Source organism: Variovorax sp. YR566, from assembly GCF_051992195.1.
Lineage (GTDB): Bacteria > Pseudomonadota > Gammaproteobacteria > Burkholderiales > Burkholderiaceae_C > Variovorax.
The window spans coordinates 1,497,236-1,510,894 of record NZ_CP197092.1 but is presented as its reverse complement, the minus strand read 5'-3'; the positions used below and the strand labels follow the sequence as shown (position 1 = coordinate 1,510,894).

Sequence of the window (13,659 nt, the reverse complement as noted above, 5' to 3'; positions counted from 1 at the left end):
CCCCGATGCAGTTCCCAAGCATTTTGGCACCCAAGCGCCATCGCCCGCGCGTCAACCCGCGCAACGCGGCACCCGCACTCGTTTTTTCCACGGTTCTTGCCCTCGGCGCGTTGCTCTCGCAGCAACCCGCAGCAGCCCAGAGCAACACCAACGACGACGTGCTGATCCAGATGAAGCAGGCCTTCCAGCGCGGCGACAAGGCCCGCCTGACCGCCCTGCTGCCGCAGGCCCGAGGCCATGCGCTGGAGCCCTGGGCCGCCTACTGGGAACTCAAGGCGCGCCTGCAGGACGCCCCCGCCAACGAAGTGCAGGACTTCTTCGCGCGCTACCCCGGCACCTACCAGGAAGACCGCCTGCGCAACGACTGGCTGCTTCTGCTCGGCCAGCGCCGCGACTGGGACAACTTCACCGCCTCCGTAGACGGTTTCCGCATGGGCGACGACGCGCAGGTGCGCTGCTACGCGGTCCTGGTCGACTCGCTGCGCACCGGCACCGCCACGCAGGCACAGGCCGACGAAGTGCGCCGCAACTGGTTTGCCCAGAAAGACCTGGACGACGGCTGCCTCACCGCCGCCGACCGCATGGTCGCCGCCCGCCTGATCTCGACCAACGACGCCTGGAAGAAGGCGCGCCTGGCCATCGAGGCCAACCGCCCGCAGGCCGCACGCGCCGCCGTCACCATCGCCGCGCCCGACGCGCTGCCGCTGTTCGAGGAGCTCAACGCCAGCTCGGCCAAGTTCCTGACCGGCCGCGCCTTCGTGGCCGCCAAGTCGCGCAAGGAACTGGTGGTGCTCGCGCTCATCAAGATCGCCATTGCCGACCCCGAACTCGCCGCCTCGCAGCTCGACAGCAAGTGGGGCCCGATGCTCTCTGCCGAGGAGCGCAACTGGCTCTGGGGCACCATCGGCCGCGCCGCCGCGCTGAAGCTCTGGCCACAGGCCGGCACCTATTACGCCAATGTCACCAAGAACAGCGACCTGTCCGACGACATGCTCGGCTGGCGCGTGCGCGCCGCCCTGCGCGCCGGCCAGTGGAAAGAGGTGACGCCCGCCATCAACGCCATGAGCGAAACCGCCCAGCTCGAGCCAACCTGGGTCTACTGGAAGGCCCGCGCCCTGGCCAGCGCCGGCGGCGACGAACGCCGCGCGCAGGCCCGCGACCTCTACCAGAGCATCGCCGGCTCGCGCGGCTTCTACGAGATGCTGGCGCTCGAGGAACTCGGCCAGCGCACCGTGGTGCCCACGCGCCCCGACCCGCTCACGCCCGAGGAAAAAGCCGCCGCGCGCAGCAACCCGGCGCTCGCCCGCGGCCTCTACGCCATCGCCATCGGCCTGCGCCCCGAAGGCACGCGCGAGTGGAACTACGCCACCAACCTGCACGACAAGGGCGGCATGGACGACCGCGCGCTGCTGGCCGCGGCCGACTTCGCCTGCCAGCGCGAGGTGTGGGACCGCTGCATCAACACCAGCGAGCGCACCAAGGGCGTGGTCGACGTCGAACAGCGCTTTCCCATGCCCTTCCACGACACGGTGCTGCGCAAGAGCCAGGACATCGGCCTCGACCCGGCCTACGTGTACGGCCTGATCCGCCAGGAAAGCCGCTTCATCATGGACGCGCGCTCGGGCGTCGGCGCCTCGGGCCTGATGCAGGTCATGCCCGCCACCGCGCGCTGGACGGCCCGCAAGATCGGCATGAACGACTTCTCGCCCGGCCAAATCAACGACCGCGAGACCAACATCACCATCGGCACCAACTACCTGAAGCTCGCACTCGACGACTTCGACGGGTCGATGGCGCTGGCGGCCGCCGCCTACAACGCCGGCCCGGGGCGCCCGCGCAGCTGGCGCAACGGCCCGGTGCTCGACGCCGCCATCTGGGCCGAGAACGTGCCGTTCAACGAGACACGCGACTACGTGAAGAAGGTGCTGGCCAACACCACCAACTACGCGGCCATCATCAGCGGCCGGCCGCAGTCGCTGAAGGAACGCCTGGGTCGCATTGGCCCGCGCGATGCGGCTGAGCCGGAGCCCAACAAGGACCTCCCCTGAGATGAGCTGGCGCGACGAGGTGCTCGACACCCTCGCATCCGAGTTCTCGGACGTGAGCGACGTCGCGCAACTCACCCGCATCGTGCTGCGCCTCACGCTCGCTGGCGCTCTCGGTTTCGTGCTCGGCTTCGAGCGCGAGCAGCAGGGCAAGGCGGCTGGCGTGCGCACCCACATGCTGGTGGCCATCGGCTCGGCGATGTTCGTGCTGATCCCGCAGCAGACCGGCATCGTGCCGGCCGACATGAGCCGGGTGATCCAGGGGCTGGTGGCGGGCGTGGGTTTCCTGTGCGCCGGCACCATCCTCAAGCAGGGCAAGGACGAGAGCCATGTGCAGGGCCTGACCACCGCCGCGGGCCTTTGGATGACGGCCGCCATCGGCATGGCCTGCGGACTCGGCCGCGAAGTGACCGCCGTGGTCAGCGCGCTGCTGGCGCTCGCCGTGCTGGCACTGGTGCCGCGCCTCGTGAGCGTGATCGAGCGCGTGGCCGGTCCGAAGAAGAACGACGACACCCGCGAGCGCTGAACGCGCTCCCGCATCAATTCGCGCTGCCTTCGGCATCAATCGCGGCACCGCGCCCGGCTAGCATCGAAGACCCCCCTTTTTGAACCACCGCAACGGACCGGAGATCCCTCTCATGCGCAAGCTCTATGTCGGCAACAAGAACTACTCGTCGTGGTCCATGCGGCCCTGGGTACTGATGAAGCAGGCCGGCATCGATTTCGAGGAAGTCGTGGTGCGCTTCGATTCGTTCGAGGCCGATTCGCAGTTCAAGCACACCATCGCCGCGCTGAACCCGGTGGCCAAGGTGCCGGTGCTGGTGGACGACGGCCTCGTCGTCTGGGACACGCTGGCCATCGCCGAATACCTCGCCGAGACCTTTCCCGAAAAGCAGCTCTGGCCCCGGTCCGCGGCTGACCGCGCGCGCGCGCGCAGCGTCTGCGCCGAGATGCACTCGGGCTTCGGCGGCCTGCGCAACCATTGCGGCATGAACATCGAAGCCTCGCTGCCCGAGGTGGGCGCTCGGCTGCTGAAGGAAGTGCCCGAAGTCGCCAGCGACCTCGCGCGCATCGTGCAGATGTGGAGCGGCCTGCTCGACACGCATGGCGGCCCGATGCTGTTCGGTGCCGAATTCGGCATCGCCGATGCCTACTTCGCGCCCATCGGCACACGCATCAAGACCTATGGCCTGCCGGTGCCGGCGCATATCACGGCCTACATCGAGCGCGTGCAGGCGCTGCCGGGCGTCAAGGCCTGGATCGACGATGCACTGGCGGAGAAAGATTTCCTGCAGTTCGAAGAGCCCTATCGCACGGGGCGCTAGGGGCTTCGAAGCAGGTGGGGCGGATCAGAACCGGTAGGTTGCCGCCACGTAGGTGACGATCGGGTTCAGCTTCAGGCTGGCTTCGCTATTGGCCACCGGCAGGCCGTAGATCGAGGTCGTCGTCAGCTTGGCCTTGGTCTTCAGCGGGATGTACGACACCGAGAACGAGATGCCCCAGTGCTTGTCGAACTGGTAGGCCGCGCCCACGTTGATCACCGGCGCGAACTTGCTGTCGAGCTTGGCTGTGGTGTTCACCGCGAACGGCGACTGGTGAAACTGGCCGGCCAGTGCGCTCTGCAGGTTCGAGGTCAGCTTGACGTCGCTGTACCAGACATAGGTGGCGCCCAGGCCCACGAACGGCCGGAAGGCGTCGGTGCCCTCGTTGAAGAAGTACTTGCCCAGGATCGTCGGGCTCCACTGGCGCGCCTCGCCGAGCTGTCCGACGCGGCCGAGGGTGCCGGTGCCGTTGAGCTTGAACTTCGGCGGCACGCCGAACACGCCTTCCACCGCCCAGTGGCTGTCGAGGAAATAGGTGGCGTTGAGACCCAGGGTGTCGGAATCGCTCACGCTGGCGCCCGAACCGGCCAGCACGCTCGGAATGGGCGAGGTCACGGTCAGCGGCTTGCTGGAATCCTGTGGTGACAGATGGAACCAGCCCGCGCCGACGACCCAGTCGCCCGCCTGCTGCGCCATCGCGCTTCCGGATGCCAAGGCACCCAGAGCCGCCAGCGCAAACATTGTTTTCTTCATGATGTGAATTGCTCCTTTGGTTGACATATCCCTCTGCGGATGCGGGCGTCGACTTGTGACTGCCGCTGAATTTCGTCCGATGAACGAACGATTTCCCGGTCCGCTCCGGGGATTATCGAACGACCGTTCTATTTTTTGGTACCGGGAGTATCCCTACACTGCACTTATGAAAATTTTTCTCGTTGGAGGTGCACTTCGCGACCGCCTGCTGCAGCGGCCGGTGTCCGACCATGATTGGCTGGTGGTCGGCGCCACGCCCGAAGAAATGGTGGCCCGCGGCTACCTGCCCGTGGGGCGCGACTTTCCGGTGTTCCTGCACCCCGAGACGCGCGAGGAATACGCGCTGGCCCGCACCGAACGCAAGAGCGCGCCTGGCTACCGCGGCTTCACGGTGCACGCCGCGCCCGACGTCACGCTGGAGCAAGACCTCGCGCGCCGCGATCTGACCGTCAACGCCATTGCGCTGCCGGCCGAGCTGGTGAGCGCCGACGGCCGCTTCGACCCCACGCCCGCCACGCTGGCCGACCCCTTCCACGGCCAGCGCGACCTGCGCGACAAGGTGCTGCGCCACGTGACCGACGCCTTCCGCGAAGACCCGGTGCGCATCCTGCGCGTGGCGCGCTTCGCCGCCCGCTTCGACGACTTCAGCGTCGCCCCCGAAACCATGGCGCTGATGCGCGAGATGGTCGCCGCCGGCGAGGTCGATGCGCTGGTGGCCGAGCGCGTGTGGCAGGAGCTGTCGCGCGGTCTGATGGAAACGCGCCCCTCGCGCATGTTCGAGGTGCTGCGCGAATGCGGTGCGCTGGCCGTGCTGCTGCCCGAGCTCGACGGCGGCACGCAAGCGACGATGGCCGTCATCGATGCCAGCGCCCGCCTGCAGGCCTCGCTGGCGGTGCGCTTCGCCTGCCTCATGCGCAACGAGAGCGTCAAGCAGCTGCAGCAGGTGTGCGACCGCTGGCGCGTTCCGGTGGACATCCGCGAGCTGGCCGAGGTGGTGGCGCGCGAGCATGGCCACATCGACGGCAGCGACGCGCTGGACGCCACGGGCTTGGTGCGCCTGCTGGAGCGCTGCGACGCCTTCCGCAAGCCCGCGCGCTTCGCCGAGGCGCTGTTGGCCTGCGAATGTGACTCGCGCGGCCGGCCCGGCTCCGGCGATGCGCCCTACCCGCAGCGCCAGCGCCTGCTCGCCGTGCTGGCGACGGCAGCGGCCGTGGCCACCGATGTGGTGGCCAAAGCCGCCCAGCAATCCGGCGCCACCGGCCCGAAGATCGGCGAGGCGATCCACCAGGCCCGGGTCGAAGCCGTCGCGGCGTCGCTGTCCGCCAGGGCATGACTTCTGGCACTTCCCGGAGCAGACCCGGCCGATAGCATCGACCGGGTGAATGCCACCGCGCCGAAGCCCGCACTCGAATCCGACGCTTCCCAGCATCCGACCGATCCATCCGCCGGGCCGGACGACCTGAGCCTGCGCGTGCTGCGCGAGCACGTGGCCTCGGTGTACGCGGCCTACAACGCATCGGTGTTCGTGCACTTCGGCCTGGGCGCGGCGCTCGGCGCCGCCATGTACGTGCACCAGCCCCGCCTGTGGATCCTGGCCTGGATGGCGGCCCACCTGTCGTTCGGCCTCGTCCTCTTCTTCATGCCGCGCTGGCACGAGGGCGTACCGCTCGCGGACACGACGCGCTGGGCGCGCCGGCATTCGCGCACCGTCACTGCCGTGAGCATGGCCACGGCCACCGCGCCGCTGCTGTTCATCTCGGCCGGTGACCTGCCCGTGACCTCGGTGGTAACGGTGGTCATCATCGGCAGCTGCGCCCGGGCCATGCAGCTGCTGTGGCCGCTCAAGCCCGCGCTGTACGGCTACACCCTGCCGATGATGCTGAGCCTGATCGCCGCACTGGCCTGGCAGGGCGACGCCCTGCACTTCTTCCTCGCGGTGTTCAGCCTGGGCTACCTGCTGTTCACGCTGCGCGTGGGCGACCAGCAGCACAAGCTGCTGACCGACTCGCTGGTGCTGCGCTTCGAGAACGAGGCGCTGGCCGCGCAGCTCGGCAAGCAGATTGCCGTCGCCGAACGCGCCAGCGCCGAGAAGACGCGCTTCCTCGCCACCGCCAGCCACGACCTGCGCCAGCCGCTGCATGCCATCGCCCTGTTCGGCGCCGCGCTCGAAAACGAGCTGCGCGAGCACCATGGCGGGCGCAACGCGCAGCGGCTGATGCGCGCGGTGAATGCACTGGGCAATTCGCTGGACACCATGCTCGACGTGTCGCGCCTCGACGCTGGCGTGGTCATGCCGGCCGTCGGGCCCGTGTCGCTGGATGCGCTGTTCCGCTCGCTCAACCACATGTTCGCGGCGCAGGCCGAGCAACGGCAATTGCAATTGCGGGTGCGCGCCAGCGGCCTGTGGGTGCGCAGCGATCCGCAGCTGCTGTACCGCATGCTCTCGAACCTCGTCGACAACGCGCTGAAGTACACGGCACGCGGCGGCGTCGCGGTGCGGGCCCGTTCGCGCGGCGACATGGTGTGGATCGAAGTGCTCGACACCGGCATCGGCATCGCGCCCGAGCAGCACGAGCGCGTGTTCGAGGAGTACTACCAGGTGCAGAACCCGGGCCGCGACCGCGCGCAGGGCCTGGGCATCGGCCTGTCGATCGTGCAGCGGCTCTCGCGCCTGCTGCAGCATCCGGTGCAGGTGAAGTCGCGCCTGGGCGGCGGCTCGCGCTTCCGCATCCAGCTGCCGGCCGCGGCGCCCCTGGTGGCCGACGTCGAGCCGGCCGCAGCTTTCCGCAGCACCGCTGCTTCGCCCGAGGCGATGATCCATGCGACACGCGCACGCATCCTGCTGATCGACGACGAAGCCGAGATCCGCGAGGCCATGACCGGCCTCTTCCACGCCCACGACCTGGCCGTGGACGCCGTGGCCGACGAAACCGAAGCCGTCGAGGTGCTGGGCCGGCCCGATGTGCAGGAGCGGCCCTTCGCACTGCTGATGTGCGACTACCGCCTTTCCAACGGCGACAACGGCCTCGACGTCGGCCTGAGGCTGCAGCGCCGCTTCGGGCTGCAGGCACCGCTGATGCTGGTGACCGGCGAGACCTCGCCCGATCGGCTGCAGCACGTGCGCGCCTCCGGGGTGCCGGTGCTGTTCAAGCCGGTGAACGCCGCGGCGCTGCTGCGTGCGCTTGCCGATGTGGTGCCCAAGGCCGCCTGATTCACGGCCCTGACCCCGACGCACGTCCGGTTTTGGCCGACACGCGCATGCTTCGACGCGTGTTAAGGTTTTTACCGATGCCAAAGTCCTCCAGCAACTTGCAGTTGCCTCCTCCGTTGGGCCGGGATGCAGCCCTCTTCCTCGACTTCGACGGTACGCTGGTCGGGCTTGCGCCCACGCCTGAAGCCATCGAGATTCCACCTGCCCTCGTGCCTCTGCTGAGCGACCTGAGCGACCAGCTCGGCGGCGCGCTTGCCGTGGTGTCGGGCCGCCAGATCGACTCCATCGACCGCTTTCTCGCACCGCTGCGGCTGCCCGCGGCCGGCGAGCACGGCGTGCAGCGCCGCAACGCCAGCGGCCACACGCAGGAGCAGCGCCCGCCCGATCTCATTCCCATCCTGGAAATTGCCAACGAACTCGCACGCGTGCACGAAGGCCTGCTGGTGGAGCGCAAGCACGCCGCCATCGCCCTGCACTACCGGCTCGCACCGCAGCTCGAGACGGTGTGCCGCGACGCGATGTCGCGCGCCATCGAAAACCATCCACAGCTCGAACTCATGCACGGCAAGTTCGTGTTCGAGGTAAAGCCCACGGGCGTCAACAAGGGCATCGCCATCGACGCCTTCATGACCGAGGCACCGTTCGCGGGCCGCACGCCGGTCTTTCTGGGCGACGACACCACCGATGAAAGCGGCTTTGCCGTGGTGCAGCCGCGCGGCGGCATCGCCATCAAGGTCGGCTCGGGGCCGAGCCTGGCGCTGCACCGGCTCGAATCGCCGCGCGCGGTCTACGAATGGCTGGTGCAGGCACGCGACATGCTGGCGACGCAAAAACCCGCAAAAACCAACGAAGAATCCCCGAGGAGCCCCCGATGAGCGAACAACAACTGCCGGTGGCGCCCGCGGATCGCGCCGGCCAGGCGCTGGCAGGCGCGGCCGGCCCGGACGACCGCGCACCGGCCGACATGCAGGCAGCCGCAGCCCCCGGCCCGCGCGGCTTTGCACCGCCGGCCGAGCCTTCGCTCAACGTCGGCGTGATCGGCAACTGCGCCTACAGCGCGCTCATCGACGCGCGCGGCCGTGCCGTGTGGTGCTGCCTGCCGCGCTTCGACGGCGACCCGGTGTTCAACGCCCTGCTGCACCCCGGCGAGGATGCAGGTGCCTGGAGCATCGACATCGAAGACTTCGCCGAGGCCAAGCAGTGGTACGAGCCGAACACGGCCGTGCTGCGCACGCAGCTGTTCGACAGCGCGGGCCAGGGCGTGGAGATCACCGACTTCGCACCGCGCTTCTACAGCCGCTCGCGCTACTTCCGCCCGCTGATGATGGTGCGCCGCGTGCGGCCGATTGCCGGCGCGCCGCGCATCCGCGTGTCGCTCGACCCACGCTTCCAGTGGGGCGCCTCGGCGCCGGTGGAGGTCACGCGCGGCAGCAACCACATCCGCTACGTCGGGCCCGACGTGACGCTGCGGCTGAACACCGACGCATCGATCTCGCACATCCTCTCGCGCCAGCCCTTCGTGCTCTCGCGCGAATACAACTTCATGTTCGGCGTGGACGAGACGCTGCTCGACGGCATTGCCGACACCGCGCGCAAGTTCGAGCAGGAAACCATCTCCTACTGGCGCACCTGGAGCAAGCGCCTGGCCATTCCCTTCGAGTACCAGGAGGCGGTGATCCGCGCGGCCATCACGCTGAAGCTGTCGCTGTACGAGGACACCGGCGCCATCGTCGCCGCCATGACCACCAGCATTCCCGAGGCGCCGGGCAGCCAGCGCAACTGGGACTACCGCTACTGCTGGCTGCGCGACGCATTCTTCGTGGTGCGCGCGCTCAATTCCCTGAGCGAAGTGGGCACCATGGAAGACTACCTGCGCTGGCTCGCCAACGTGGTGATCGGCTCGCACGGCGAGCACATCCAGCCGCTGTACGGCATCGGGCTGGAGCGCGAGCTGCCCGAGTCTTTTGTCGAGAACCTGGCGGGCTATCGCGGCATGGGCCCGGTGCGCGTGGGCAACCAGGCGCAGGAGCATTTCCAGCACGACGTGTACGGCAACATCGTGCTCGGCGCGGCGCAGGCCTTTCACGATCACCGGCTGCTCAGCCGCGCGGGGCTGGCGGAGTTTCCGCACCTCGAGGCGGTGGGCGAACAGGCGGTGCGCGTCTACGGCACGCCCGACGCGGGCATGTGGGAGCTGCGCACGCGCGCACGCGTGCACACCAGCTCGGCGCTGATGAGCTGGGCGGCCTGCGACCGGCTCAGCAAGATCGCCCGCGCGCTGCACCTGCCCGAGCGCGCCGCCTACTGGCACGGCCATGCCGCGCGCATGAAGGAAGAGATCCTCGCCAAGTCGTGGTGTGAAGAGCGCCAGGCTTTTGCGGAGAGCTTCGGCGGGCACGAGCTCGACGCGAGCATCCTGCTGATGGTGGAGGTCGGCCTGATCGACGCGCGCGACCCGCGCTTCATCTCCACCGTCGACGCAATGGAAAAGTCGCTGTGCGACGGCCCCTACATGCGCCGCTACGAGGCCGCCGACGATTTCGGCAAGCCCGAGACCGCCTTCAACATCTGCACCTTCTGGCGCATCGACGCACTTGCCAAGATCGGCCGCAAGGCCGAGGCGCGCCAGATCTTCGAGACCATGCTCGCGGCGCGCAACCCGCTGGGCCTGCTGTCGGAAGACACGCACCCGGTCACGGGCGAGATGTGGGGCAACTTTCCGCAGACCTATTCGATGGTCGGCATCATCAACGCGGCCGTGCGCCTGTCCGCTCCCTGGGATTCGTGCATATGAGCCGTCTAGTCGTCGTTTCCAACCGCGTGGCGGACCCACGCAAGCCGGCAGCCGGCGGACTGGCCGTGGCGCTCGGCGAAAGCCTGCAGCAAAGCGGCGGCATGTGGTTCGGCTGGAGCGGGCAGGTCATCGAAGGCGGCCCCACGGGCGAAGGCGAACTGCACCGGCAGCAGGCCGGCAAGGTAACGCTGGCCACCATCGACCTGAGCCGCGAGGACCACGATAGCTACTACCTCGGCTACAGCAACGACGTGCTCTGGCCGGTGTTCCACAACCGGCTCGACCTGGCGCACTTCGACGCCGGCTTCATCGGCGGCTACCGGCGCGTGAACCAGCTGTTCGCACGCAAGCTGCTGCCGCTGCTGAAGGAAGACGACATCATCTGGGTGCACGACTACCACCTGATCCCGCTGGCAGCCGAGCTGCGCGCCATGGGCTGCAGGCAGCGCATCGGCTTCTTCCTGCACATTCCGCTGCCGCCGCAGATCATCACCGCGGCCATCCCGCAGCACGAATGGCTGATGCGCTCGCTGTTCTCGTACGACCTGATCGGCTTCCAGGCGCAGCAGGACGTGCAGCACTTCGAGCACTACGTGCGCAACGAGGCCCACGGCGAGTACCTGGGCAACGACATGTACCGAGCCTACGGTCAGACGGTGCGAAGCAGCGCCTTTCCCATCGGCATCGACGTCGACGAATTCGCGGCGCTCACGCATGCGAAGGAATCGCGCGACATGTACGAGACCATGAAGCGCGAGTATTCGAGCCGCCGGCTGTTGCTGGGCATCGACCGGCTCGACTACTCCAAGGGCATTCCGCAGCGCGTGCGTTCGTTCCGCGAGCTGCTGGCCAACTACCCCGAAAACCGGCGCAGCGCCACGCTGATCCAGATCGCCTCGCCCACGCGCGAGACAGTCGATGCGTATGGCGACATCCGGCGCGAGCTCGAATCGCTGTGCGGTGCCATCAACGGCGACTACGGCGAACTTGACTGGATGCCGGTGCGCTACATCCACCGCATGGTGGCGCGCAAGCGTGTGCCGGGGCTGTGCCGCGCGGCGGCAGTGGGCCTGGTAACGCCGCTGCGCGACGGCATGAACCTCGTCGCAAAGGAATACATCGCGGCGCAGGACCCGGCCGACCCGGGCGTGCTGGTGCTGTCACGCTTTGCGGGAGCGGCCGAGCAGCTGAAGGAAGCGTTGCTGGTGAATCCGTACGACACGCACGGCACGGCGGAAACTGTTCAGCAGGCGCTGCAGATGCCGCTGGAAGAGCGGCGAGAGCGGCACCAGAAGTTGTTGTCGCGTATTCGTGAGCAGGACATTCACTGGTGGCGGAATAGCTTTCTCGAGGCGCTGCGGGAAGCGGCCAGCGAACGTTGATTGTTCGGAGCGCGATCACGCCGACGGCGTGATCGTTCAGCGCAGCGCTTAAACCTCCGGCACAACGGCAGCGCCCATGTGCGAATGGCACCGGGTGCTCCCCGCAGCGAAATAAAGGGGGAGGCCGAAGGCCGGGGGACATTCGCGGAGGGGAGTACCCGGTGTCATTCGCACGCACCCCGAATGCGGGTCGTCAGCCCTCACCAGCCGGTAAGCAAGCGCACAAAGCGCATCACAGGCCGCGCCTCCACGGCCGAAACCTGCGCAACCAGCGGCACGTGCACCCGCAAATGCACCGGCGTCAGCGCAGACACTTCGATCCAGCCGCCGTGCGGCAGCCGATGCACGTCACCCTCCTCGAGCAGCGTCTCGGCCATGAACACAGTCTCGCCGAACCATCCGGGCGGCGACACGACCCGGGCGCGGCCCTCGGCCAACTGGAGCCAGGCCCCGGCATCGACCAAGGTGCGCAGGGACTGGCCGGGTTCGAGAACGATGGAATCGGGCGCTTGGGAGAGGGTGGTGATCATGGCGAACCTCGGGTGAATGAGGGTTCATCGTAGAAATTCCGCCGCCCAGAAAACAGGCACACGCCATGGCTATTGCGACCGTAACAGCGGTGCCGCCAACGCATCTGTTATGGTCGTTTTCCCTAGCAACTGCATCTGTTTTCGGATGCCCGATACGGGGAACATCGACCCCATGGACTCGCTACCGCTCTACCGCCAGCTCTCCGCGCACTACGTGGACGCGATCCACACCGGCTCGCTCAAGCAGGGCGACAAGCTGCCCTCGCTGCGCAGCCTGATGCGGCTGCACGACATCAGCCTGTCGACCGCGCTGCAGGTCTGCCGCGCGATGGAAAGCGACGGCTGGGTCGAGGCCCGCGACCGTTCGGGCTACTTCGTGCGGCGGCCACAGCGGCTGGCCATCGCGTCGATGGAAGAGCCGATTGCCGACGTGCCGCCCGACCCCGCGCAGTTCGTCAGCATGCGCACACGCATGGCCAACTTCATGGCGCGTGGCCGGCACACGGGCGTGAAGCTCAACTTCGCCATCGCCCGCGCGGCTCCCGAGCTGTATCCCGCCGAGGCCCTGCGCAACTCGATGACGCGCGCACTGCGCCAGCGGCCCGAGCTGCTGACGACCGCCTCGTCGCAGAAAGGCCACGAGCAGTTCCGCGAAGCGCTGGCACAGCGCAGCCTGCGCGTGGGCATGACGGTGCCGCCCGACGAAGTGCTCGTCACCAACGGCTGCATCGAGGCGCTGAACCTCGCGCTGCGCGCCATCGCCAGGCCCGGCGACACGGTAGCCGTGGAGTCGCCCACCTTCTACGGCCTGCTGCAGGTGCTCGAAAGCCTGGGGCTGCGCGCGCTGGAGATTCCGACCAGCCCGCAGACCGGCATCTCCCTGGAAGCGCTCGACCTCGCCATCCACACCTACGACGACATCAAGGCCGTGGTGGTGGTGCCGCACCTGCAGAACCCCATCGGCAGCGTGATGCCCGACACCCACAAGCAGCGGCTGGTGCACCTGTGCGAAAGCCACGGCATCGCGCTCGTCGAAGACGACACCTACAGCGACCTCGTGGAAAGCGACGCGCCGCTGCGCGCGGTGAAGTCGTGGGACCGCACGGGCAACGTGATCTATTGCGCCTCGCTGCACAAGGTGCTGGCGCCGGGGCTGCGGCTGGGCTGGATCACCGCCGGGCGCTGGCACGCGCAGGTGGAAATGCTCAAGTACGCGCAGACCCGCAACAACGAGGCGCTGGCGCAGATCGCCGCGGGCGAGTTCGTCGCGAGCGGCGGCTACGACCGCCACCTGCGCCGGCTGCGCGAGCGGCTGCACGTGCAGCGCGACCAGACGGCGGATGCCATCGCCAAATACTTTCCGTCGGGCACGCGGCTGAACCTGCCGCGCGGCGGGCTGCAGCTGTGGGTCGAGCTGCCCGGGCAGCGCTCGTCGGTGGACGTGTTCGACGCGGCGCTGCGCGAACACATGCTGGTGGCGCCGGGCGCGCAGTTTTCGAACTCCGGGCGCTTCGACAACTACCTGCGCATCAACTGCGGCTGGCCGTATTCGAAGGCGGTGGATGCGGGGCTGCGGCGGCTGGGCGAGATCGTGTCGGCCGTGCGGCCGCCGCACTAGCAGC

The 13,659-nt window shown here is 68.2% G+C and carries 11 protein-coding genes; 9 read left to right on the top strand and 2 right to left on the bottom strand.

The genetic code is table 11. The annotated features are described in order from the left end of the window. Positions 1 to 5: 5 nt before the first annotated feature. The 3 genes from ACTG4X_RS06980 to ACTG4X_RS06970 all read left to right on the top strand — a co-directional run bounded on the left by ACTG4X_RS06980 (position 6) and on the right by ACTG4X_RS06970 (position 3,370). Positions 6 to 2,048 (top strand): lytic transglycosylase domain-containing protein, encoded by a 2,043-nt coding sequence (locus ACTG4X_RS06980; protein ID WP_097200085.1) that lies wholly within the window; start codon positions 6 to 8, stop codon positions 2,046 to 2,048. A gap of 1 nt (position 2,049) precedes the next feature. After that, complete coding sequence (locus tag ACTG4X_RS06975; protein WP_093056116.1) at positions 2,050 to 2,571, top strand: MgtC/SapB family protein; 522 nt, start codon at positions 2,050 to 2,052, stop codon at positions 2,569 to 2,571. Positions 2,572 to 2,683: 112 nt separating this feature from the next. After that, a complete protein-coding gene (locus ACTG4X_RS06970) occupies positions 2,684 to 3,370 on the top strand; it encodes a glutathione S-transferase family protein (RefSeq protein ID WP_097200086.1) in 687 nt (228 codons plus the stop codon). Positions 3,371 to 3,394: 24 nt separating this feature from the next. On the opposite strand, the gene ACTG4X_RS06965 is transcribed toward ACTG4X_RS06970, so the two are convergent. After that, positions 3,395 to 4,120, bottom strand: coding sequence for an OmpW/AlkL family protein (locus ACTG4X_RS06965; RefSeq protein ID WP_093078669.1), 726 nt, complete (start codon positions 4,118 to 4,120; stop codon positions 3,395 to 3,397). Between the two features lie 166 nt (positions 4,121 to 4,286). On the opposite strand from ACTG4X_RS06965, the gene ACTG4X_RS06960 reads away from it, so the two are divergent. The 5 genes from ACTG4X_RS06960 (at position 4,287) to otsA (ending at position 11,507) form a co-directional block, all read left to right on the top strand. Beyond that, positions 4,287 to 5,453 carry a multifunctional CCA addition/repair protein gene (locus tag ACTG4X_RS06960; protein WP_097200087.1) on the top strand — a complete coding sequence of 389 codons (1,167 nt, stop codon included), beginning with the start codon at positions 4,287 to 4,289 and terminating at the stop codon, positions 5,451 to 5,453. A gap of 45 nt (positions 5,454 to 5,498) precedes the next feature. Further along, positions 5,499 to 7,331: an ATP-binding response regulator gene (locus ACTG4X_RS06955; RefSeq protein WP_097200088.1), complete on the top strand. Its 1,833-nt coding sequence runs from the start codon at positions 5,499 to 5,501 to the stop codon at positions 7,329 to 7,331. Positions 7,332 to 7,408: 77 nt separating this feature from the next. Next, entirely contained in the window at positions 7,409 to 8,206 is a 798-nt protein-coding gene (gene otsB / locus ACTG4X_RS06950) for a trehalose-phosphatase (RefSeq protein ID WP_097200089.1), read from the top strand. Next, the gene (locus ACTG4X_RS06945) at positions 8,203 to 10,125 is read left to right on the top strand and encodes a glycoside hydrolase family 15 protein (RefSeq protein ID WP_097200090.1); all 1,923 of its coding nucleotides are present in this window, start codon (positions 8,203 to 8,205) and stop codon (positions 10,123 to 10,125) included. The genes otsB and ACTG4X_RS06945 overlap by 4 nt, the downstream gene beginning before the upstream one ends. Next, entirely contained in the window at positions 10,122 to 11,507 is a 1,386-nt protein-coding gene (gene otsA / locus ACTG4X_RS06940) for an alpha,alpha-trehalose-phosphate synthase (UDP-forming) (RefSeq protein WP_093056131.1), read from the top strand. The genes ACTG4X_RS06945 and otsA overlap by 4 nt, the downstream gene beginning before the upstream one ends. A gap of 200 nt (positions 11,508 to 11,707) precedes the next feature. Here otsA and ACTG4X_RS06935 read toward each other — a convergent pair whose 3' ends face one another. Next, the gene (locus ACTG4X_RS06935; RefSeq protein WP_097200091.1) at positions 11,708 to 12,037 is read right to left on the bottom strand and encodes a hypothetical protein; all 330 of its coding nucleotides are present in this window, start codon (positions 12,035 to 12,037) and stop codon (positions 11,708 to 11,710) included. 172 nt (positions 12,038 to 12,209) lie between these two features. Here ACTG4X_RS06935 and ACTG4X_RS06930 point away from each other — a divergent pair, with 172 nt between their 5' ends. Next, entirely contained in the window at positions 12,210 to 13,655 is a 1,446-nt protein-coding gene (locus ACTG4X_RS06930) for an aminotransferase-like domain-containing protein (RefSeq protein WP_097200902.1), read from the top strand. The last annotated feature ends 4 nt before the right edge of the window (positions 13,656 to 13,659 follow it).

Bases quoted from the DNA above. Each gene is read 5' to 3' on its own strand.
- ACTG4X_RS06945 (WP_097200090.1), top strand. From the start codon at position 8,203: ATGAGCGAACAACAACTGCCGGTGGCGCCCGCGGATCGCGCCGGCCAG.
- ACTG4X_RS06980 (WP_097200085.1), top strand. From the start codon at position 6: ATGCAGTTCCCAAGCATTTTGGCACCCAAGCGCCATCGCCCGCGCGTC.
- ACTG4X_RS06960 (WP_097200087.1), top strand. From the start codon at position 4,287: ATGAAAATTTTTCTCGTTGGAGGTGCACTTCGCGACCGCCTGCTGCAG.
- ACTG4X_RS06930 (WP_097200902.1), top strand. From the start codon at position 12,210: ATGGACTCGCTACCGCTCTACCGCCAGCTCTCCGCGCACTACGTGGAC.
- otsA (WP_093056131.1), top strand. From the start codon at position 10,122: ATGAGCCGTCTAGTCGTCGTTTCCAACCGCGTGGCGGACCCACGCAAG.
- otsB (WP_097200089.1), top strand. From the start codon at position 7,409: ATGCCAAAGTCCTCCAGCAACTTGCAGTTGCCTCCTCCGTTGGGCCGG.
- ACTG4X_RS06965 (WP_093078669.1), bottom strand. From the start codon at position 4,120: ATGAAGAAAACAATGTTTGCGCTGGCGGCTCTGGGTGCCTTGGCATCC.
- ACTG4X_RS06975 (WP_093056116.1), top strand. From the start codon at position 2,050: ATGAGCTGGCGCGACGAGGTGCTCGACACCCTCGCATCCGAGTTCTCG.
- ACTG4X_RS06935 (WP_097200091.1), bottom strand. From the start codon at position 12,037: ATGATCACCACCCTCTCCCAAGCGCCCGATTCCATCGTTCTCGAACCC.
- ACTG4X_RS06970 (WP_097200086.1), top strand. From the start codon at position 2,684: ATGCGCAAGCTCTATGTCGGCAACAAGAACTACTCGTCGTGGTCCATG.